The 20,440-nt window shown below is 71.1% G+C and carries 20 protein-coding genes; 15 read left to right on the top strand and 5 right to left on the bottom strand.

From position 1 onward, the window contains the following. The 6 genes from ACWD3H_RS03670 to ACWD3H_RS03645 all read left to right on the top strand — a co-directional run. A partial coding sequence (locus ACWD3H_RS03670) for a hypothetical protein (protein WP_451953904.1) occupies positions 1-184 on the top strand: 184 nt, incomplete at its 5' end. A gap of 250 nt (positions 185-434) precedes the next feature. Continuing rightward, the gene (locus ACWD3H_RS03665) at positions 435-1,676 is read left to right on the top strand and encodes a glycosyltransferase (protein WP_451953903.1); all 1,242 of its coding nucleotides are present in this window, start codon (positions 435-437) and stop codon (positions 1,674-1,676) included. A gap of 188 nt (positions 1,677-1,864) precedes the next feature. After that, the gene (gene helR / locus ACWD3H_RS03660) at positions 1,865-4,012 is read left to right on the top strand and encodes an RNA polymerase recycling motor ATPase HelR (protein WP_451953902.1); all 2,148 of its coding nucleotides are present in this window, start codon (positions 1,865-1,867) and stop codon (positions 4,010-4,012) included. A gap of 80 nt (positions 4,013-4,092) precedes the next feature. Beyond that, on the top strand, positions 4,093-4,233 hold the full coding sequence (locus tag ACWD3H_RS03655; protein ID WP_451953901.1) for a hypothetical protein: 141 nt from the start codon (positions 4,093-4,095) through the stop codon (positions 4,231-4,233). A 314-nt stretch (positions 4,234-4,547) separates the two neighbouring features. Further along, entirely contained in the window at positions 4,548-6,068 is a 1,521-nt protein-coding gene (locus tag ACWD3H_RS03650; RefSeq protein WP_451953900.1) for a glycoside hydrolase family 3 protein, read from the top strand. 96 nt (positions 6,069-6,164) lie between these two features. Next, the gene (locus ACWD3H_RS03645) at positions 6,165-6,866 is read left to right on the top strand and encodes a pentapeptide repeat-containing protein (protein ID WP_451953899.1); all 702 of its coding nucleotides are present in this window, start codon (positions 6,165-6,167) and stop codon (positions 6,864-6,866) included. Positions 6,867-7,090: 224 nt separating this feature from the next. On the opposite strand, the gene ACWD3H_RS03640 is transcribed toward ACWD3H_RS03645, so the two are convergent. From ACWD3H_RS03640 to ACWD3H_RS03625, 4 genes are all read right to left on the bottom strand, one after another. After that, entirely contained in the window at positions 7,091-8,218 is a 1,128-nt protein-coding gene (locus ACWD3H_RS03640) for an NAD(P)H-dependent flavin oxidoreductase (RefSeq protein WP_451953898.1), read from the bottom strand. Positions 8,219-8,386: 168 nt separating this feature from the next. Further along, positions 8,387-9,151 carry a CoA-transferase subunit beta gene (locus ACWD3H_RS03635; protein ID WP_355554850.1) on the bottom strand — a complete coding sequence of 255 codons (765 nt, stop codon included), beginning with the start codon at positions 9,149-9,151 and terminating at the stop codon, positions 8,387-8,389. Next, positions 9,148-9,993, bottom strand: coding sequence for a CoA transferase subunit A (locus ACWD3H_RS03630; protein WP_350952370.1), 846 nt, complete (start codon positions 9,991-9,993; stop codon positions 9,148-9,150). The genes ACWD3H_RS03635 and ACWD3H_RS03630 overlap by 4 nt, the downstream gene beginning before the upstream one ends. A 111-nt stretch (positions 9,994-10,104) precedes the next feature. Further along, positions 10,105-10,905, bottom strand: a complete 801-nt coding sequence (locus ACWD3H_RS03625; protein ID WP_451953897.1) for an enoyl-CoA hydratase family protein — start codon at positions 10,903-10,905, stop codon at positions 10,105-10,107. 139 nt (positions 10,906-11,044) lie between these two features. Here ACWD3H_RS03625 and ACWD3H_RS03620 point away from each other — a divergent pair, with 139 nt between their 5' ends. From ACWD3H_RS03620 to ACWD3H_RS03610, 3 genes are all read left to right on the top strand, one after another. Beyond that, entirely contained in the window at positions 11,045-11,974 is a 930-nt protein-coding gene (locus ACWD3H_RS03620) for an SDR family oxidoreductase (protein WP_451953896.1), read from the top strand. A gap of 44 nt (positions 11,975-12,018) precedes the next feature. Then, positions 12,019-12,924 (top strand): SDR family oxidoreductase, encoded by a 906-nt coding sequence (locus ACWD3H_RS03615; protein WP_451953895.1) that lies wholly within the window; start codon positions 12,019-12,021, stop codon positions 12,922-12,924. Positions 12,925-13,348: 424 nt separating this feature from the next. Then, the gene (locus tag ACWD3H_RS03610; RefSeq protein ID WP_451953894.1) at positions 13,349-14,311 is read left to right on the top strand and encodes an ABC transporter ATP-binding protein; all 963 of its coding nucleotides are present in this window, start codon (positions 13,349-13,351) and stop codon (positions 14,309-14,311) included. A gap of 10 nt (positions 14,312-14,321) precedes the next feature. Here the strand turns inward: ACWD3H_RS03610 and ACWD3H_RS03605 are convergent, their stop codons facing one another. Continuing rightward, complete coding sequence (locus tag ACWD3H_RS03605) at positions 14,322-15,398, bottom strand: RNA-guided endonuclease InsQ/TnpB family protein (protein WP_451953893.1); 1,077 nt, start codon at positions 15,396-15,398, stop codon at positions 14,322-14,324. A 168-nt stretch (positions 15,399-15,566) separates the two neighbouring features. Between ACWD3H_RS03605 and ACWD3H_RS03600 the strand changes: the two genes are divergently transcribed. From ACWD3H_RS03600 to ACWD3H_RS03575, 6 genes are all read left to right on the top strand, one after another. Beyond that, positions 15,567-16,370 (top strand): ABC transporter permease, encoded by an 804-nt coding sequence (locus tag ACWD3H_RS03600; RefSeq protein ID WP_451953892.1) that lies wholly within the window; start codon positions 15,567-15,569, stop codon positions 16,368-16,370. 10 nt (positions 16,371-16,380) lie between these two features. Then, positions 16,381-17,529 (top strand): sensor histidine kinase, encoded by a 1,149-nt coding sequence (locus ACWD3H_RS03595; protein ID WP_451953891.1) that lies wholly within the window; start codon positions 16,381-16,383, stop codon positions 17,527-17,529. Then, positions 17,520-18,164, top strand: a complete 645-nt coding sequence (locus tag ACWD3H_RS03590; RefSeq protein ID WP_451953890.1) for a response regulator — start codon at positions 17,520-17,522, stop codon at positions 18,162-18,164. The genes ACWD3H_RS03595 and ACWD3H_RS03590 overlap by 10 nt, the downstream gene beginning before the upstream one ends. Positions 18,165-18,473: 309 nt before the next feature. Beyond that, positions 18,474-18,833 carry a YciI family protein gene (locus tag ACWD3H_RS03585; RefSeq protein ID WP_451953942.1) on the top strand — a complete coding sequence of 120 codons (360 nt, stop codon included), beginning with the start codon at positions 18,474-18,476 and terminating at the stop codon, positions 18,831-18,833. 7 nt (positions 18,834-18,840) lie between these two features. After that, the gene (locus ACWD3H_RS03580; RefSeq protein WP_451953889.1) at positions 18,841-19,179 is read left to right on the top strand and encodes a YciI family protein; all 339 of its coding nucleotides are present in this window, start codon (positions 18,841-18,843) and stop codon (positions 19,177-19,179) included. Next, entirely contained in the window at positions 19,176-20,420 is a 1,245-nt protein-coding gene (locus ACWD3H_RS03575; protein ID WP_451953888.1) for an RNA polymerase sigma factor, read from the top strand. The genes ACWD3H_RS03580 and ACWD3H_RS03575 overlap by 4 nt, the downstream gene beginning before the upstream one ends. Positions 20,421-20,440 lie beyond the last annotated feature (20 nt).

Raw genomic sequence — 20,440 nt, 5'->3', positions numbered from 1 at the left:
TGGGATGCCGGGTGCGGTCGGGTTCGCCTTCGCGCACCTGCCGCAGTCGGCGCCGGTGTTCTCCCGGCCCAGTCGGTCCGGCGCGCGCTGTCCCCTGTTCTGGACGCACGCCAACCTTTACGGCACGATCCAGATCGACGTGGACCCCCATCTCGGCCTCGGCCTGGTTGCACAAAGAAGATGAGGAACTTCTCGTTCCGCGGCTGCGTCCGTAGGCCCATGGGAGATCCTCCTGAGCCGGCGGTACCGGCGTACGCGGCGCGCCGCCGCTTCGCGAGGAGGTCGTCCGTCCACAGCGGACGATGAAGGGAAAGGGGAGTACCCACTCCTTTCCACTCTCAACGTATAGCGCACCGGGGGGCTTGCCACAAGACCCGGGTCGTGCCGCAGAATCGTCGGCCGAGGCCAGAACCTGCGGAAACGGGGGATACGAAATGCGGGTGTTGTTGTCGACGTATGGGTCACGCGGGGACGTCGAACCGCTGGTGGGACTCGCGGTGCGGTTGCGGGAACTCGGCGCGGAGGTGCGGGTGTGCGCGCCGCCGGACGAGGACTTCGCGCAGCGGTTGGCCGGTGTCGACGTGCCGCTGGTGCCGGTCGGTCGGTCGGCGCGCGCGCTGACAACTACGGCGTCGCCGCCGTCGGCGGCGGACCTGCCCCGGCGCGCGGCCGAGTTGATCGCCGGCCAGTTCGACGTGGTCACCGCGGCGGCCGAGGGATGTGACGCGTTGGTGGCGACCGGCATAATGCCGGCCGCGGCCGGCGCGCGGTCGGTGGCCGAGAAACTGGGCATCCGCTCCGTGTCCGTGACCTTCCAGCAGCTCACCCTGCCGTCGCCGTACCACTCGCCGCTGGCGTATCCGGGCCGGCCGTTCCCGCCGGACGTGACCGACAACCGGGTGCTGTGGGAGCTGGACGCCCAGAGCGTCAACGCGCTGTTCGGTGCGGCGCTCAACACGAACCGGGCGTCGATCGGCCTGCCACCGGTGGACAACGTTCGCGACTACGTCATCGGCGACCGGCCGTGGCTGGCGACGGACCCGACCCTGGACCCGTGGCAGGAGACGCCGGACCTCGACGTCGTGCAGACCGGCGCGTGGATCCTGCCGGACGAACGCCTGCTCCCGGCCGAGTTGGCGGCGTTCCTGGACGCCGGCACACCACCGGTGTACGTGGGCTTCGGCAGCATGCCCATGCGCGCGTCGAAGGACGCCGCCCGGGTGGCCATCGAGGCGATCCGCGCGCAGGGCCGCCGTGTACTGGTCTCCCACGGCTGGGCGGACCTGGCCCTGATCGACGACCGGGACGACTGCTTCGTCGTCGGTGAGGTCAACCAGCAGGCACTGTTCGGCCGGGTGGCCGCCGTCGTGCATCACGGCGGCGCGGGCACGACGACGACGGCCACCCGGGCCGGCGCGCCTCAGGTGGTGGTACCCCAGGCGACGGATCAGCCGTACTGGGCCGGCCGGGTGGCCGGCCTGGGCATCGGCGCGGCACACGACGGTCCGACTCCGACCGTCGAGTCCCTGTCGGCCGCGCTCAGGACGGTCCTGGCCCCCGAGACCCGCGTACGGGCGAGGGCCGTGGCCGGCACGATCCGCACCGACGGGGCGGCGGTGGCCGCGACGTTGCTGCTCGACGCGATCAGCCGGGAAAGGCCGCCGGTGTCCGCGTGAACCACACGGGATCGGCGATCCAGGACCCGGAACACGAGAACCTGCGAACCCTGGCGACCTGAACCGGCAACGGCCGGGGGCCATGTCAGGCGGAGCGTTGCTCGTCATGGCCACCAGGTTCGTCACGCTCGTCCAGACACCTTGCCACGCGCAATGGCCGCAAGCGACCTCAGATCGGAGCTGATGCCATGAACCCCCTGACCACCAGTGCGTTCGACCTTCCCGACCACCTCGCCCCCAAGGCCGACCCGACGCTGATCGACGGCGACGAGCAGCACTTCGCGGCCATCGCGGAGAGCCTTGAGCACTCGATCGCCGACCTGTCCGACCGCCTCGATGCCGAGCGCAGGGCGCCCGGCGGCAAAGGCCGGCAGGCGATGGACCGGGACCTGGAGATCCACCGGCTGACCGCTCGCCTGCGTGCGCTGCGTCGCTTCGGCTTGGACCTGTGCCTCGGACACATGGTCAGCGCGGACAACCCCGAGCCCGTGTACGTCGGACGACTCGGCCTCACGGACAGCGCGGGTCGTCGGCTGCTGCTCGACTGGCGCTCCCCCGCGGCCGAGCCGTTCTTCGGAGCCACCCACGCCAACCCGATGGGGCTGGCAAGCCGTCGCAGGTATCGCTGGACCCGCGGCCGGATCAGCGACTACTGGGACGAGGTGTTCACCCCGGACGGGCTTGTCGGGCACGCCGCGCTCGACGACCAGTCCGCCTTCATCGCCAGCCTGGGCGACAACCGGTCGGCCCGGATGCGAGACGTGCTCGGCACCATCCAGGCCGACCAGGACGCCATCATCCGTGCGGGATCGCGCGGCGCTCTCGTCGTCGACGGCGGTCCGGGTACGGGGAAGACCGTCGTCGCTCTGCACCGCTCCGCCTACCTCCTCTACTCCGACCCTCGCCTCGGTCACCACCGGGGCGGCGTGCTGTTCGTCGGTCCGCACCAGCCGTACCTGGCCTACGTCGCCGACGTCCTCCCCAGCCTCGGCGAGGAGGGCGTGCAGACCTGCACCCTGCGGGGCCTCGTCGCCGAGGGAGCCGCAGCGGCGATCGAGGCCGACCCGGACGTGGCCCGCCTGAAGTCGTCCGCGGATCTGGTGAAGGCGATCGAGCCTGCCGTCAGGTTCTACGAGAACCCGCCCACCAAGGGGATGACGGTCACCACCCTCTGGTCCGACGTCTGGCTGAGTGCCGACGATTGGGCCGAGGCGTTCGAAGCACCGGACCCCGGCACTCCGCACAACGAGGCCCGCGACCAGATCTGGGAGGAATTGCTCACGATCCTGATGGACAAGCACGGCGACGACGCCCCGGCTCACCTGCTCCGCAAGTCGCTGCTGCAGGACAGGGAGCTGCTCACGACCTTCAACCGCGCGTGGCCGCTGATCGAAGCGGCCGACCTCGTCGGAGACCTGTGGTCGGTACCCGCCTACCTGCGGAAGTGCGCTCCCTGGCTCAGCCGCGATGACGTTCAGGCGCTGCAGCGCGCGGACGCCCAGGCCTGGACGGTGTCCGACCTGCCGCTCCTGGACGCGGCGCGGCAGCGGCTCGGCGACCCGGAGGCGTCACGACGCAAGCGCCGACAGGAAGCCGCTCTCGCCGCCCAACGCGAGCGCATGGCCCAGGTCGTCGACGCCCTGATCGAGGCCGATGACGACGGCGAAGGCCTCGTGACGCAGCTGCGCCGAGAGGACCTCCAGCGAAATCTGGTTGACGAGTCCGAGCTGCCCACCCTCGACCCGGACCTGCTCGCCGGCCCGTTCGCGCACATCGTCGTGGACGAGGCTCAGGAACTGACCGACGCGGAGTGGCAGATGTTGCTGCTCCGCTGCCCGTCCCGGAGCTTCACCATCGTCGGGGACCGTGCCCAGGCCAGGCACGGGTTCACGGAGTCGTGGCAGGAACGGCTTGAGCGGATCGGGCTCGACCGGATCAACCTGGCCTCCCTGACCGTCAACTACCGGACGCCGGAAGAGATCATGGCGGAGGCCGAACCGGTCATCCGGGCCGTGCTCCCGGACGCCAACGTGCCGACCTCCATCCGCAGCGGCGACGTCCCCGTCGTCTACGGATCCGCTTCGGATCTGGGCTCGATCCTCGACACCTGGCTCGCCGCGCATGCCGACGGGATCGCCTGCGTCATCGGCGATCCCACGTTCCGGGCGACGCCTCGCGTCCGGTCGCTGACCCCGGAGCTGTCGAAGGGGCTCGAGTTCGACCTGGTCGTCCTCATCGACCCGGAGGCGTTCGGCGACGGCATCGAAGGAGCGGTCGACCGCTATGTCGCGATGACCCGAGCGACCCGGCAACTCGTCATCCTGACGAGCTCCTGACGTCGGCCGGACGAACGCCCGTTCCCGGCCGAGTCGGTGGCGTTCCTGGACGCCGGCGCACCATCGAGTCCCTGTCGGCCGTGCTCAGGACGGTCCTGGCCCCCGAGACCCGCGTACGGGCGAGGGCCGTGGCCGGCACGATCCGCACCGACGGGGCGGCGGTGGCCGCGACGCTGCTGCTCGACGCGATCAGCCGGGAAAGGCCGCCGGTGTCCGGGTGAACCACGTGGGATCGTCGAGCCAGGGAAAGTGCCTTGTCCACGGGTGCCCGGCGACACCGGAGGTATCGCGCGGCATCGGGCACCCGTCACGTCGCGCCCAGGCTTCGTGTCGGCCGATCTTTGACTCGTCCTCGTCGAGGCCCGGTAAACCTTTACTCGAAGGCCAATGGTCAGCCCACTAGCAATTAGGAAACTTTCCTATTAGATTTGCGCCAAGCCGCCGTGGGAGCGCTTTCCCCGGAGGTTCTGGACAACGTGGGGTCTGCGCGCCTTCGGCATGGGACGCCGACCGGTCGTCAGGCGAGGAGTGGTGAATGAAGCGCGGCCCAGAGCTGCTCCGTCTGGCGGAGACCGTCGTCCTTCCCGGTTTCGAGGGCAAGGCCCCGCCCGACTGGGTGCGGCGCAGGCTCGGCGAAGGACTGGCCGGGGTGGTGCTCTTCTCCAGGAACATCGCCACCCCCTCCCAGGTCGCCGACCTCACCGCCGCGCTCCGCGAGGAGAACCCCCAGGTCCTCGTCGGCATCGATGAGGAGTCGGGCGAGGTCACCCGCCTGGAGGCGGCCGGCGGGAGCACCCGGCCGGGCAACTTCGCCCTCGGCGTGGTCGACGACACCGGCCTCACCGAGGAACTCGCCGCCGATCTCGGCCGTGACCTGGCCCTGGCGGGCGTCAACCTCAACTTCGCCCCCTCGGCGGATGTGAACTCCAACCCCGACAACCCGGTCATCGGCCTGCGCTCCTTCGGCGCGGACCCCGATCTCGTCGCCAGGCACACCGTGGCCTGGATCCGGGGCATGCAGTCGGCGGGCGTGGCGGCCTGCGCCAAGCACTTCCCCGGTCACGGCGACACCTCGGTCGACTCCCACCACGGCGTGCCGCTCGTCGCCGCCACCGCGGGGGAACTGCGCGACGTGGCGCTGCGGCCCTTCCGCGCGGCCGTCGAGCAGGGGGTGCGCACGGTCATGACCGGCCACCTGCTCGTCTCCGCCCTGGACCCGGTGATGGCCGCCACGCTCAGCCGCCGGGTCCTGCACGACCTGCTCAGGGTCGAGCTGGGCTTCGAAGGCGTCATCGTCACCGACGGCATCGAGATGACCGCGGTCTCCGGCCCGTACGGCATCGGCGGTGCCTCGGCCCTCGCCGTCGCCGCGGGCGCCGACGCGATCTGCGTGGGCGGCGAGCACGCCGGAGAGGAGACCGCGATCGCGGTCCGTGACGCGATCGCGGACGCCGTGATCGAGGGCAGGCTCTCCGAGGAACGGCTGGCCGACGCCGCCCGCCGCGTCCGCGAGCTCGCCCTCTGGACCGCGACCACCCGGCGGGGCACGCCCGCGCGCGCCGCCTCCGGCGGTTCCGGCGACGCGTCGATCGGCCTGGCCGCGGCCCGGCGCGCGCTGCGGGTCACCCGCCGCTCCGCGACCGCGGCCTTCCCCCTGTCCGCCCCACCGCACGTCGCCGAACTCGCCCCCGAGATGAACCTCGCCATCGAGAAGGACACCCCCTGGGGCGTCGGCGAGCCGCTCGGCAAGCTCCTCCCCGGCACCACGGTCACCCGGCTGGACGCCTCCACCGCCACCGGGAGCGCCATCGAGACCGTACTCGCCACCGCGGCCGGGCGCCCCCTGGTCATCGTCGTCCGCGACGCGCACCGCCACCCCTGGCAGACCGACGCACTCCGGCACCTGCTGGCCGCCCGCTCCGACGCCGTCGTGGTCGAGATGGGCCTGCCCGGCCGATCCGACCTCGGCGCCGTGCACATCGCCACCCACGGATCCGCCCGCGTCTGCGGCCAGGCGGCCGCCGAACTCCTCGCCGGAGACGAGAACGGGACCTGACCGGCGGACGGCGCGAGTGTCGCCCGACACCCGGCTCCTTCCCGCGGGGGCGTACGGCGCGGTGATTCTGTCGGGGCGGGCTGCTTGAATCGCCGGATGGATGTGGCACGGTTGCTGGCGGACCAGCGGGAGATCAACGGGGTCGATCTGGCGAGGCTCTCGCTCGGCGATCATCTGACCGGCGAGGGGCCCTACGTCTTCAAGGAGTGCGACCTCACCGGCGCCGACTTCAGCGGGGCGTCACTCGTGGGGGCCTCGTTCGAGGGATGCGTGCTGGAGCGGGCCGACTTCCGCCGTACGGATCTGGACGGGGCGCGTTTCTCCGGCGGCGGGGGAGCGGGGCTCAGGTTCGCGAACGCCGAACTCGTCGACGCGGCCTTCACCGACGTCGACCTGTCGGGTGCGAACTTCGGGCGGGCACTGCTCACCGACGTCGTCTTCACCGGCTGCCGCATGATCGGCGCGGTGCTGACAGGTTGCCGGGGCATCGGTTACCGGTTCGACGGTGCCAACCTGATGCTGGCCGACCTGATCGGCTGCTCGTTCCGAGGCGCCCACCTGCGGGGCACCCGTCTCGACGAGGCCAACCTGTCGAACTGCGACTTCACCAATGCCGTGTTCGAGGACTGCCGCATGATCGGCGCCCGCACCGTCGACACGGTCTTCACCATGGCCGACCTGCGCGGCCTGGACCTCGGCGAGGTCGACGACGCCCGGCTCCGATCGCTGCGCGGAGCGATCATCAGCCCGTCCCAGGCCGCCCTGATCCTCGCCTCCCGAGGGCTGACCGTGAACTGACGGAGACTCACTCCACCGGAGGCCCGCCGAACCCGGCCCGCCGATCCTGCTCGGCCTGCCACGCCCACTCCGCCATGTCGGCTCCAGGGTGTTCGGCGGGACCTGCCCGGCAGGTGAATCGCTGCCCTGTCACGGTTCCGGTGTTCGAAGCGGTGATGGAGGGAGCGGCGGAGTCACTTCGACCGGTTCGTTGCGGACGGCCCACCGGGCCGAGACCGTCAGGATCAAGGCGTCCGGTCCAGACGGTCCAGGTGGTCCAGCACGGCGTGCGCCTCCCACATGATCCGGTCGATCAGCTCCGCGCAGGACGGCAGGTCGTCGATCAGCCCGACGACCTGCCCGGAGGCCATGACGCCGAGGTCCGCGCGCCCGTCCACCATGGCGGCCTTGAGCAGCACCGGGGTGTTGGCCGCCTGGAGCACCTGGGCCCAGGTCAGGTCCCGGCCGTGCCGCATCCGGCGGCCTTCGCGGATCATCGCCGCCCACGACATGCCGGACAGCCGCTTGAACCTGGCCCCGTTGGCGACCGCGCGGAGCAGCCGCAGGCGCGAGCGTTCGAGCGAGTCGACGAACGGGGTGCGCAGCACGCGGTGCGGAACGCCGTCCACCCGCGTGGTGACCACCGTCTCGGCGGTGCCGAGGTAGACCTTCTTCACCTCGTCGCCGACCGTGGAGTCCGAGGTCAGCAGGAAGCGGGTGCCCATCGCGACCCCGCAGGCGCCGTACGACAGGGCGGCGACCAGCCCGCGCCCGTCGCAGAACCCGCCCGCCGCGATCACCGGGATGTCCACCGCGTCCACGACCTGGGGGAGCAGCACGGTGGTGGGGACGGCCCCGGTGTGCCCGCCGCCCTCACCGCCCTGCACGATCACCGCGTCCACGCCCCAGGCGGCGACCTTCTCGGCGTGCCGGCGCGCGCCGACCGAGGGGATCGTCAGCACCCCGGCGTCCTTGAGCCGGGCGATCAGCTCGCGCTTGGGGGCCAGCGCGAACGACGCGACCCGTACGCCTTCGCGGATCATGACGTCGATCCGCTCGCCGGCGTCGTCGGCGTCGGAGCGGATGTTCACCCCGAAGGGCGCGTCGGTGCGCTCCTTGACCGACCGGATCGCGGCGGTCATCTGCTCGACGGGCATGGTGGCCGCCGCGATGACGCCCAGACCTCCGGCGGCGGAGGTGGCGGCGGCCAGCCGAGCCCCGGCCACGTAGCCCATGCCGGTCTGCACGACGGGGTGGCGGCAGCCGACCATCTCGGTGAGCCGGGTCACCAGCCCCGGCGGCTCCTTTCGCGGTGCGGACGTGCCGGTCGCGGGTCCCGGCGGGTCCGGGACGGGGCCGGAGTACGAGGTCATGGGAGTTCTCCTGACGGGCGGCTGGCGGTGAGGCGGGAAGCCCGGCCGGCGAGGACTCTGCCGGTCTCGTCATCCGATGCGGGACACCCAGGTCGCGAAGATCGAGAACGAATCGACCGGCAGGGTCCGTGCGGGATGGAATCCCTGGTTCCGGCGGTGGGGAGGAGGTCAGGCGGGGATCTCGCGGTCGCGGAGTGAGCCGGGGTCGAGGACCTCGCGCAGGACGCGGAGCTCCTCGCCGGTCGGCTGCCGGGTCTCGGGGACGTCGCCGGTGACGGCCAGCGGGAAGCCGGTCGCCGCCACGACCTCGTCCACGGTGACGCCCGGGTGGACCGAGGCCAGGCGCATCGAGTGGTCGGGGCTCTGGAAGTCCAGCACCGCCAGGTCGGTGACCACACGGCGCAGGTCGTGGTGGCGGTGGGCGCTCGGCCCCGCCTCGGCCGCGCGGTCGTGGCCGACGCCGCTGACCATGTCCACCCGCGGTACGAACACCCGGGTCGAGTGCCGGGGGACCCAGTAGCTGGTCGGGCAGCAAACGGTGTTGCCCGGCACCCCGCGCACGCCCAGGAGCTGGGACTTCGGCCGGGACCAGTCGCCGATGCAGGAGATGTTGCTGTTGCCGTACCGGTCGATCTGGCTGGCTCCCAGCATGACGTGCCGCCTGCCGTTGAGCACCAGCCACAGGTGGTCCCGGAACGGCAGCCAGCCCTCGACGACCTGTGGACTCTGTCCCAGCGGCGGCACGTCGCCGGTCAGCAGGCACAGCCCGTCGTGCGTGATGAGGTCGGGCTCGAAGGTGAGCCGGGCCAGCCGGGCGGCCAGCACGGTGATCGCGCCGCCGATGCCCGCGGCCAGGATCTCCCCGTCCCCCCTGAACGCCTCGGCGCAGGCGACGACGCACACCTCGGCCCGCGTGGCGACGGTCACGCTCATGATTCCTCCCGAAACTGGCGTACGGCCTCCTGGTAGGCGGCCTCGTCCCCGGACAGGTAGCGGCCGGTGAAGGCCCGCCACGTCTCGGGGCCGGTGGCGGCGCTCGCGTACGCCTTCTGGAACGCCTCGTCGCGACCGTAGTCGGGCTCGCAGGTGGTGAAGTGGGCGCCGCCGGGGGTCTCCACCACGCCGGTCACCATGGATCGGCTGATCAGCAGAGACTGGACCGGCCCCTCCTTGAGCAGGTCGGCGGTGTCCACCACGCGCTCGCAGGAGACGTAGCAGCGCTCGGCCGCCTTGGCGTAGAGGTCGTCGAAGTAGGGGTCGGGGCCGAGATACTGGGCGTTGCCGCGCTGGTCGGCCCGGTTGAGATGGACGAGCGCGACGTCCAGGGTCAGCGCGGGGACGGCGACGAGCTCCTCGCCTCCGGCGTAGGGCGACCGTACGGTCCGCAGTTCGGGGTTGACCCGCATCACATCCGAGCCGAGCCCGGCGCGGGTCGGCAGGAACGGCAGCCGGTGCGCCGCCGCGAGCAGGCCGAACATGAACATGCTCTCGTCGTACTCGGTGAACTTCACGGTCCCGGCCTGCCTGGCGGTCCGGAAGTGCGGTTCGAGGGGGATCGAGTCGAGCGACACGAACGGGGCGACCACCCGGGCGACCTTGCCGTACGCGCACAGCAGGCCGACGTCGGGGCCGCCGTACGAGACGACCGTCAGGTCTTCCAGAGAGGACCGGCAGATCGCCCGGACCAGCGCCATCGGCTTGCGACGCGATCCCCAGCCGCCGATCCCGACGGTCATCCCACTGCGCAGTTCCCCGACGACGCCGTCAATGGACATGATCTTGCTCACTGCTCGCTCACCGCTCCTCCCTCGCTGCGTCGGGTTCGCTTCGGGTTCACTGGTCGCTCACCGCTTCTCCCTCGCTGCGCGGGCGGCTTCGTTCCTCGCTCACCGGCTGTCCGCCTCTCCAACCGGCGATGTGCCGGACGGCTCCCGACTCGCAGAGCCATTGCCTCTCGCGATGAACGCGTCGCGGTGTCTGTCACCGGAGCCCATCAGGTTGAGTTCGAAGGTGAAGCCCTGCTCGAACCGGTAGCTGCGCCTGACATCGACCGGGTCGATGCCGTTCAGCGACTCCTTGGCCCGCCGGATGACGTAGGGGTCCTTTCCGGCGATCTGGGCGGCGACCTCGAAGGCGGTCTCGCGCAGCCGGTCGCGGGGCACGACCTCCAGCACCGAGCCGAAGGCGTGCAGTTCGGTGGCGGTGACGGTGCGGCACGTGTAGACCATGGCCCGCATCAGATGCTGGGGGACCAGCCTGGCCAGGTGGGTGGCCGCGCCGAGCGCGCCCCGGTCCACCTCGGGCAGGCCGAAGTAGGCGTCGTCGGAGGCCACCACGATGTCGGCGTTGCCCGCCAGCCCGACCCCGCCACCGAGGCAGAAACCGTGCACGGCGGCGATCACCGGGACCTCGCACTCGTAGACCGCCGCGAACGCCGCGAAGCATCCGCGGTTGGCGCCGACCAGCGCGGCGTGCCCGCTGGTGGCCTGCATCTCCTTGACGTCCACCCCGGCGTTGAACCCCCGGCCCTCCGCGCGCAGTACCACGACGCGGGTCTCGGGCGCGTGCCCGGCCTCCTGGACGGCCTCGGCCAGCTCGAACCAGCCGGAGACGGGTAACGCGTTGACCGGTGGCACGTCCATTACGACCTCGGCGACCGCTCCACCGCCGTGAAGGATGATTCTCATCGCGCCTCACTGTTCGCACCTAACGCTTGCTTGGTACGGTAGCACGCGGCAGCCGGACACAGGAGTGCACCCGGCGGCTGCCGCCGGGCGACCTTCCGGTGGCCGGTTCGAGGCTCGGCCGGCCCACCTGGGAGGGCATGTGACGGCGGCCGGTCTTCCGGAGGCTCCCCCGGGTGACCGCTTCGAGGACGAGGGCGAGGAGGCGAGCGCCGTGAACGCTGAGGGCGATGCGGATCGCGCGGCCGGTGTGGACGGCGCGACGGGCTCTCGTGGCGAGGTGGACGCCGAGGCTCGTGGAAGTGGCGGAGTACCCGGCCGGGTTCGCTACGACCACACCGGATCGGTCGTGCTGGTGACCGGTGGCACCAGGGGGCTCGGCGCGGGTATCGCCGACGCGTTCCTGGCCGCCGGAGCCGAGGTGGTCGTGTGCGCCCGCAGGAAGCCGGAGACCCTGCCCGAGGACCTCACGTTCGTCGCGGCCGACGTGCGCGACACGGCGGACGTGGACCGGCTGGTCACCGAGGTCGAGGAACGGTACGGGAGGCTCGACACGGTGGTCAACAACGCCGGAGGCTCACCGTACGCGCTCCTGGCCGGAACCTCCCCGCGGCTGCACGCCCGGATCGTGGAACTCAACCTGATCGCCCCGCTGCTGGTCGCGCAGCGCGCCCACCCCCTGCTCGCCGCCTCCGGCGGCTCGGTCATCATGATCGGCAGCTCCAGCGGTACCCGCCCCTCCCCGGGCACCTCCGCGTACGGCGCGGCCAAGGCGGGCCTGCACCACCTGGCCGCCTGCCTCGCCGCCGAGTGGGCGCCGCGGGTGCGGGTCAACACGGTGGTCGTCGGCCTCGCCGAGACGGAGGACTCGGCAGACCACTACGGCGGCCCCGACGGGGTCGCGCGGATGGGCGCCGCCGTTCCCGCGGGCCGGATGGCCCTTCCCGCCGACGTGGCCGAGGTGTGCCTGTGGCTGGCGGTCCCCGGCTACGTGACCGGCGCGGAGATCGCGGTGCACGGCGGTGGCGAGATCCCCGCCTGGCGGGAGATCGCATCTGGACACGACGGGTGAACAGCCGGGAAACTCTGCATGATCACGATGAAAGGAGCCCTGGCATGGGTGGGATCTGTGACGGGCGTGTGGTGATCGTGACCGGTGCCGGGCGCGGCATCGGCAGGGAGCACGCCCTGGAGTTCGCCCGGCAGGGGGCCAGGGTCGTGGTCAACGACCTCGGCACCGGCCGCGAGGGGGACGGGCGGTCGGGCGACCCGGCCCTGCGGGTGGTCGAGGAGATCCACGCCCTGGGCGGCCGGGCCATCGCCAACAACGACGACGTCACCGACTGGGGCGGCGCCGACCGGCTGGTCAAGACGGCGCTGAGCGCCTTCGGGCGGCTGGACGTACTGGTGAACAACGCCGGATTCGTCCGTGACCGGATGCTGGTCTCGATGACCGAGCAGGAGTGGGACGACGTGATCCGGGTCCACCTCAAGGGCCACTTCCTGCCGCTCCGGCACGCGGGCGCGCACTGGCGGGAACGCTCGAAGGCGGGCGACCCGGTGGACGCCCGAGTGATCAACACCTCCTCGGGGGCCGGACTGCTCGGCAGCGTCGCCCAGGGCAACTACTCCGCGGCCAAGGCCGGCATCGTCGCGCTCACCCAGGTCGCCGCCGCCGAACTCGGCCGCTACGGCGTCACGGTGAACGCGATCGCCCCGGCCGCCCGCACCCGGATGACCGAGGAGGTCTTCGCCACCATGATGGCCAGACCCGAGGACGGCTTCGACGTCATGGACCCGGCCAACATCGCACCCCTGGTGACCTGGCTCGGCTCGGCCGCCTCCGGGCACGTCACCGGCCGGGTCTTCGAGGTGGAGGGCGGCGTCATCTCCCTCGCCGACGGCTGGCGCCACGGCCCCCGCGTCGACCGGGGCGCCCGCTGGAACCCGGCCGACATCGGCGACGCCGTCGCCGAACTCCTCACCGAGGCCCCCAGCCCCGAGCCGGTCTACGGGGCATAGCCACCGGGCCGGGCCGCAGGCGCTGCCTTTGGCGAGAGAAGAGCGCTCAGCTCATGTCCTCCGGGTAAGTAGACCTGCTCGTGCCCCGGAGCCTGGGCAGCAGCGGCCAAAGCACATCGCGGACGGGGCACGCACTGCCGATGGATGGTGGTGGAGCGGATCCTGGGCTTCGTCTCCGAGGAGGACGACTGACCCTGGCGCGCGGCAGTACGACGCCCTGTGGTCTCCGGTCCAGCGGTGCAGCCCGGTCTCCGCCTGATGAGGCGACCCGCCTGGCGCCATCAGCCGCTCGGCTTGTCAGATCATCCGCACACCCTCTGAAGGGGCGCGTATCGAGACGCAGGTCTTTACGGTTTCCCGCCATTGAAGTCGGAGGTTCGCCTCCATGGTGGCCGTGGCCGTCGGTTGCCTAGCGTTGGCCGACGTGATCAGTCTCCAAGGTTTGTGCAAACGCTACGGTGACCGGATGGTCGTCGACGACCTGTCGTTGGACGTGAGGCCCGGCACGGTCACGGGCTTCCTCGGGCCGAACGGGGCAGGCAAGTCGACGACGATGCGCCTGATCCTCGGGCTCGACCGCCCCACTGCGGGCACGGCGCTGATCGGCGGTGTGCCGTACCACGAGATCAGGAACCCGCTGCGGACGGTGGGCGCGATGCTGGACGCACGGGCGCTGCATCCCGGGCGTAGCGGGTACGCGCATCTGCGGGCGCTGGCGCGCAGCAACGGCATCACGCGGAGCCGGGTGACGGAGGTCCTGGAGCAGGTCGGGATGGCGGATGCGGCGGGTAAGCGGGCCGGTGGGCTGTCGCTGGGAATGAGCCAGCGGCTCGGTATCGCGGGCGCGTTACTGGGCGATCCGAAGGTGCTGATGTTCGACGAACCGGTCAACGGTCTGGACCTCGACGGCGTGCGCTGGGTGCGCCACCTGATGCGCTCGCTGGCCGAGGAGGGCCGCACGGTGTTCGTCTCCAGCCACCTGATGAGCGAGATGCAGCTCACCGCCGACCATCTGGTGGTGATCGGCAGGGGACGGCTCATCATGGACGCGCCGCTGGCGGAGGTCATCGGGCGCAACTCCCTGACCGCCGTGGTCGTCCGCACCCCGCACGCGGCCGACCTGTCCGTACGGTTGAACGGCGCCGGGATCACGGTGGAACGGCTCGGCGAGAACGAGCTCGTCGCCACCGGCGCCACGATCGAGCGGGTCGGCGACCTGGCGTACGAGGCGGGCATCCGGCTGCACGAGCTGCGTACTCGCGAGGCCTCGCTGGAGCAGGCATATCAGGAGCTGACCGCGAGCAGCGTGGAGTACGGCACACGGGAAGCGGGAGTGTCAGCTTCTCGGCCCCGAAGGGCTGAGCTTGCAGCTCCTCACCGTGCATAGGGTGCACGGTTCAGGCCGCGTCGTCGGCAGCGTGACTCACTGCCCTGCGACCGATGTTGATCGCAGCGTTGTGGTCGGCGGGGCCGGCGAACCCGCAGCCGAGGCACTTGAAGTCGTCCCGGTTGGGACGGTTGCGTTTGTCGCAGTGCCCGCACCGGTGGCAGGTGCGGGAGGTGTTGCGAGGGTCGACCAGACGCACGGGCACGCCGGCGATGGCGGCCTTGTAGGTCACGAACGTGCGGAGCTGGTAGAACGCCCACGAGTGCAGGTCGGCACGCTGAGCCTTACGAACCGTTACCCGGTCGCGGATACCTTCGAGGTCTTCGAGGGCGATCCCGGCCTGGGTGTCTTTGGCTTTGCCGACCAGCTGCTTGCTGATCACATGGTTGACGTCCCGGGCGAACCGGGACTCGGTGCGCTTGCGTTTCTTCAGGAGTCGCTTGGCGGACTTGGTGCCCTTGGCCTGCAGGCGTGCCCGCAGGCGGGCGTTGCGCCGCCGCACAGCCCGTACACCCTTGCCGGTGTGTGTTTCGCCGGTGGAGTCGGTGGCCAGGTTGACGATGCCGAGATCCACACCCAGCCACTCGTCCGGCTCATCACCCCGCGGCGGTTCGGGAACGTCGATCACGGTGGCGAGGAAGAACATGCCGTCGCGGTAGACGAGATCGGCCTGTCCCCGCGCGGTGGCCCCGCTGGTCTTCAACCAGCGACCCTGATAGACGACGGGGACAACGATGCGGCCGGTGAGGGTGAGGATGCTGACCGCGTCGCGGCCTTTCCAGGTGAGAATCCGCTGGTCGTAGGCGACCGCACCCAATTCACGAAACACCGGCTTGATCTTCTTGTCGCGTTTGTACGCCTCACATGCCTTGGCGATCGACCGGATGGCCATCTGTGCCGACAGGCCGAACTCGGCTCGCAGGTCGGCGTACACCAGCTTCTGCAGGGCGATCTTGTTGGCGGTGTGGTGCTCGAGCGCCACACCGGCGGCACGGTTGGCGGCGGCGTTGCATGCCCGCATCGTCGCCAGCAGCGCCTCGCGCTGTTCAGCGTTCGGGGCGAGCTTCAGCATCTCCGTCACCAGCATGCATTGAGTATGGCATTCAATGGTTCTTCCGTTCCGTGTTTCCTCTACACGACTCAGAAAGAAGCTGATCGAAATGACTGACCGGTCTGGGCACGCTCGGGCCTTGGCGGCCCTCCCGCTCCCGATTCCTCCCAGGTCTGAAGGCTGGGGCATCCTCGGGAGGTGTCGGTGAACATGCGGACCAGAGAGTTGGGCCAGGCGGTCGGCGCGGAGTGGGCGAAGCTGTGGTCGGTCCGCTCCACCTGGTGGTGCCTGGCCGGCGCGATGGTGCTCATGGTGATGAGCGCGCTGACGCTGGGCGGGGCGACGGCCACGGACATGCTCCGTGCCGAGGGCGGCGGAACCCGCTTTCCGGCGAGCGAGCCGGTGATCTCGGCGACGTCGTTCGCCCAGTTCGCACTGGTCGCGCTGGCGATGCTGGTGATCACCTCGGAATACGCGTCGGGCAGCATCCGGAGCACGCTGCAGGCCACGCCGATCCGCGGCCGGGTGATCGCCGCGAAGGCACTGGTGGTGGGGCCGGTGATGTTCGCCGTCGGAGTGCTGTCCGGGGCCGTGGCCACCGCGGTCGTCTACACGGTGCTGTCCGCCGACCTGTTCGGCGGCTATGTGGCGCTGCCGCCCGCCGAGGTCGCGCTCGACCTGCTGCGGGTCGGTGTCTTCTTTGCCCTGGTATCGGTGATGACGCTCGGCGTGGGCACCGCGGTGCGCAGTGCGGCGGGCACCCTGACCGTGGTGTTCATGCTGCTGATGGGCCTGCCGCTGATGCTGCTGATGACGGGTGTTCCGGCGGCGTTGGAGGTGTCCCTGCGCATGCCGCTGTTCGCCGGCCTGGCCTTCATGGGCAGTACCGACAACCTGACCGGCGGCCCGATGCCCTACGGGGCGGGAGAAGGTCTGCTCTGGCTGCTGGCATGGACGGTGGCGGCGGTGGCGGCCGGCCATGTCGTGCTGCGCCGGCGTGATGCCTAGACTTCGGGCCGTGTCAGGTAACCGTGCCGCGCGCACCCTGGTGGGGGTACTCGCGGGCATGGTCCTCGGGGTCGTCGAGCTGGCCTTCCTCTGCCTGGCCTGGCCGGCTTCCCTGATCGCGGCCACGCGGCCCGCCGCCGACCGGGGCCTGGCCCGGCTGATGGCACTCGAACGGGCCCGGCTGGCCAGGTGGCTGGGCCACGACACGACGCGGACGGCCGGCGGCTACGGCTTTCTCACCGCCCGCGCCGCCCTGGGCGTGGTGGGCGGGTACGGCTGCGCGGCGGGTCTGTTCCTTGGTGGCCTGCTCCTGTTCGGAGGGCTGTGGGACCTGCTCTGGGGCGAGTCCGAGGCGGTGCCGGTGAACCTGCCCGGCGTGAAGCTGGTCACCACCGGCGGGATCCTCGGGCTGACCGGCGCGGGGGCACTACTGGCCCTGGTGACGCTCGGGGTCCTCGCCGTGGGAGCGGCCGAACGGCGGCTGGCCGACCACTTCCTCGGACCGGGCAGGCAGGAGCTGATGCGCAGGCGCATCGCCGAACTGACCGCGACCCGCGCGGGCATCATCCGGGCCGTCGACGACGAACGGCGCAGGATCGAGCGCGACCTGCACGACGGCGTGCAGCAACGGGGGGTGGCGCTGGCCATGCTGCTCGGCCGTGCCCAGCACAGCCCCGACCAGGCCAGGACCGCCGAGCTGGTGGGCCAGGCCTACACCGAGTCGCGCCAGCTCCTCGACGAGCTACGCAGTGTGGCCTGGCGGATCTATCCGACCGCACTCGACGAGCTGGGTCTGCGCGCCGCGCTCGCGGGCATCGCCGAGCGGTCGAGCATGCCGGTGACCGTGCACTACGGGCTGGCCGACCGGCCCGTCTCCGAGGTCGAGACCGCCCTGTACTTCACCGCCCGTGAGGCGATCACCAACGCGATCAAGCACGCGGGAGCCCGTGACATCCTGGTCATGCTGACAGAGGACGAGCGGACGGTGAGCGTGGCGATCTCGGACGACGGCAGGGGCGGCGCGGATCCCTCGGGGGGAGGGCTCTCCGGGCTGGCCAGGCGAGTCCTGGCGCTCGACGGAGTGTTCACCGTCGACAGTCCGGAAGGCGGCCCCACCAAGATCGCCGCGACGCTGCCGAAGGACACGCCGTGCAACTGATCCTGGCCGACGATTCCGTGCTGCTCCGCGAGGGCCTGATCCGGCTGCTGAACGACGCCGGGCACGAGGTCCTCGCCGCCGTCGGCGACGCGCGGGCGCTGCTCGACGCCATCCGGCGGCACCCGCCGGACGTGGCCGTGATCGACGTACGCATGCCCCCCACGCACACCGACGAGGGGCTGCGGGCAGCACTGGAGATCCGCGAACACCGGCCGGACGTCGGGGTCCTCGTGCTGTCCCAGTACGTGGAGAAGACGTACGCGGCCACGCTCCTCGCGGGAAACACCGAAGGGCTGGGCTACCTGCTCAAGGACCGGGTCTCGGAGGTCGCCGACTTCCTGGACTCGCTGGAGCGGGTACGCGCCGGCGGCACGGTCTTCGACCCGGAGGTGGTCCGCCAGCTGCTCGCCCGCACCACCCACGCCGACCCGTTGAGCAGGCTGAGCAGGCGCGAGACGGAGGTGCTGCGGCACCTCGCGCAGGGCTACGTCAACGCGGCGATCGCCGAACGCCTGCACGTGTCGCTCAGCACCGTCGAAAAGCACATCAACGCCATCATGGACAAGCTCGACCTACCCCGCGACCCCGGCTACAGCCGCAGGGTGCTGGCCATCCTGCGCTACCTCGACGCCTGAAGGCCCGGCCGCTCCTTACGGCATCGACCCCGCGCCGTGTCGGAGAGACACGCGTCCCCTACGGGGGCAGCCGGAATACGGGAGAAAAGACACCGAGGCCGGGTGTTCCCGCTGGTCGGTGGCGTCGGCGGGGTGCGGCGAGGTGTTCAATGACGGCGGCGATCACCTCGCTGCCGGGCCGGGTGTTCGGAGCGGGCGGGAAATTCTCGCGGTCCGGTGCCGCAAGAATGTGGCACCGGCTCCGACTCCATGGTGAACGGCGCCTTCGGGGGTGCCGCCCGACCATTGAGGGAGACGACGTTGAAGTTCATGTTGATCATGCACAACAACCCGCAGATCTGGGACGCGCTGACCGAGGAGGAGCGCAACGAGGTGATGAGCGGCCACGGCCCGTTCATGGAGACCATCAAGAAGTCCGGGGAGATGATCGGCACCACCGCGCTGGCCGACCCGTCGCAGAGCGCCGTGGTCAGGGTCCGGGGCGGCGTCCCGGCGGTGACGGACGGGCCCTACCTTGAGGCCAAGGAGTACCTCGGCGGCTACTACCTGGTGGAATGCGACAGCCGGGAGCGCGCCCTGGAGCTGGCCGCGCTCATCCCGGACGCCGGCGTCGAGGGCCTCGGCGTCGAGGTGCGGCCGGTGGTCTACGCGGGCACGGCCGACGACTGAGCACGCGGTGAAGTTCCTGCTGAGTCTCTACCTGAGCGCCGCGGCCCTACCCCGGGGAGGGCTCGACCATGAGGAGTTCCTGGCCACGGCCGGGCAGGCAGGGGAGCTGATCAGTGCTCACGTGTTCGCCGATCCGTCCATCAGCGCCGTCGTATGGGCTCGGGACGGTGTGGTGACCGTGACCGAGGGCCCGTACCTGCAGACCCCGGATCATGTCGTCGGCCAGTACGTGGTCGACTGCGAAAGCCGGGAACGCGCCGTGGAACTGGCCGCCCTGATACCGAGTGGTCAGGTCGGCGGCGTGGAGGTGCGGCCGCTGATGGACTCGGCCGGGATGGAGATGTGAGCACGACCGAACGCCTTGGGGACCTGCTGCGCGAACTCGCGCCGCAGGTCCTCGGCGTGCTCCTGCGCCGCTACGGCGGATTCGAGGAGTGCGAGGACGCGGTCCAGGAGGCGCTGCTCGCCGCGGCGACGCAGTGGCCCGCCGACGGGGTTCCGGACAGCCCGCGTGCCTGGCTGGTCACCGTTGCCTCCCGCCGCCTGGTCGACCAGGTACGCAGCGAGCAGGCGCGCCGCCGCCGGGAGGTCACCGCGGCGGTGCGGGAGGCGCCGGACGCCGCCGTCGTGCCGGCGCCCGGCGAGGAAAGCCCGGGCGACCAGGACGACACGCTCGCGCTGCTGTTCCTGTGCTGTCATCCGGCGCTGACACCCGCCTCTCAGGTGGCGCTCACGCTGCGCGCCGTCGGCGGGCTCACCACCGCCGAGGTGGCGCGGGCGTTCCTCGTGCCGGAGGCCACCATGGCGCCGCGGGTCAGCCGTGCCAAGCAGCGGATCAAAGCCGTCGGTGCGTCGTTTGAGATGCCGAGCGTCCAGGAGCGGGCCAAACGGCTGGACGCCCTCCTGCATGTGCTCTACCTGATCTTCAACGAGGGTTACACCGCCAGTTCCGGACCCGACCTGCACCGCGGCGAGCTCACCGCAGAGGCGATCCGGCTCACCCGTATGGTGCACCGGTCCTTGCCGGATGACGGGGAGGTCGCCGGGCTGCTGGCACTGATGCTGTTGACCGACGCCCGCCGTGCGGCTCGCACCGGCCCGGACGGCGTCCTCATACCGCTGGCCGAGCAGGACCGGAACCGGTGGGACGCCGCCCTGATCGAAGAGGGCACCGCGCTGGTCACCGGCGCCATGTCCTCCTCACCCCTCGGCCCCTACCATCTCCAGGCGGCGACCGCCGCGCTGCACGTCCAGGCACCGCGGGCTGAGGACACCGACTGGGAACAGATCCGCATCCTGTACGCAATCCTCGGCCGGATCGCGCCGAACCCGATGGTCACGCTCAATCACGCCGTCGCGGTCGCGATGACCCGCGGGCCCCAGGCCGGACTCGAACTGCTGGAAAGCCTGGACAGCGACCCTCGGATCGCCCGCCACCATCGCCTCTACGCCGTCCGCGCCCACCTCCAGGAACTGGCGGGCGAGTACGCCGCCGCACGAGAGAACTACCGGCTGGCGGCCCGGCGTACCACGAGCCTCCCCGAACAGCGCTACCTGCGAGACAGAGCGGAAAGGCTAGAGCGATAGCAACCGGCGAGAACGCGCCC

This window comes from Streptosporangium sp. NPDC002607 (genome assembly GCF_053592655.1).
Note: the sequence above shows the minus strand (reverse complement) of the source record. Positions and strands in the feature narration are given on the sequence as shown.

Bases quoted from the DNA above. Each gene is read 5' to 3' on its own strand.
- ACWD3H_RS03630 (WP_350952370.1), bottom strand. From the start codon at position 9,993: ATGTCCATTGACGGCGTCGTCGGGGAACTGCGCAGTGGGATGACCGTC.
- ACWD3H_RS03625 (WP_451953897.1), bottom strand. From the start codon at position 10,905: ATGAGAATCATCCTTCACGGCGGTGGAGCGGTCGCCGAGGTCGTAATG.
- ACWD3H_RS03635 (WP_355554850.1), bottom strand. From the start codon at position 9,151: ATGAGCGTGACCGTCGCCACGCGGGCCGAGGTGTGCGTCGTCGCCTGC.
- ACWD3H_RS03645 (WP_451953899.1), top strand. From the start codon at position 6,165: ATGGATGTGGCACGGTTGCTGGCGGACCAGCGGGAGATCAACGGGGTC.
- ACWD3H_RS03650 (WP_451953900.1), top strand. From the start codon at position 4,548: ATGAAGCGCGGCCCAGAGCTGCTCCGTCTGGCGGAGACCGTCGTCCTT.
- ACWD3H_RS03615 (WP_451953895.1), top strand. From the start codon at position 12,019: ATGGGTGGGATCTGTGACGGGCGTGTGGTGATCGTGACCGGTGCCGGG.
- ACWD3H_RS03665 (WP_451953903.1), top strand. From the start codon at position 435: ATGCGGGTGTTGTTGTCGACGTATGGGTCACGCGGGGACGTCGAACCG.
- ACWD3H_RS03585 (WP_451953942.1), top strand. From the start codon at position 18,474: ATGTTGATCATGCACAACAACCCGCAGATCTGGGACGCGCTGACCGAG.
- helR (WP_451953902.1), top strand. From the start codon at position 1,865: ATGAACCCCCTGACCACCAGTGCGTTCGACCTTCCCGACCACCTCGCC.
- ACWD3H_RS03640 (WP_451953898.1), bottom strand. From the start codon at position 8,218: ATGACCTCGTACTCCGGCCCCGTCCCGGACCCGCCGGGACCCGCGACC.
- ACWD3H_RS03605 (WP_451953893.1), bottom strand. From the start codon at position 15,398: ATGCTGGTGACGGAGATGCTGAAGCTCGCCCCGAACGCTGAACAGCGC.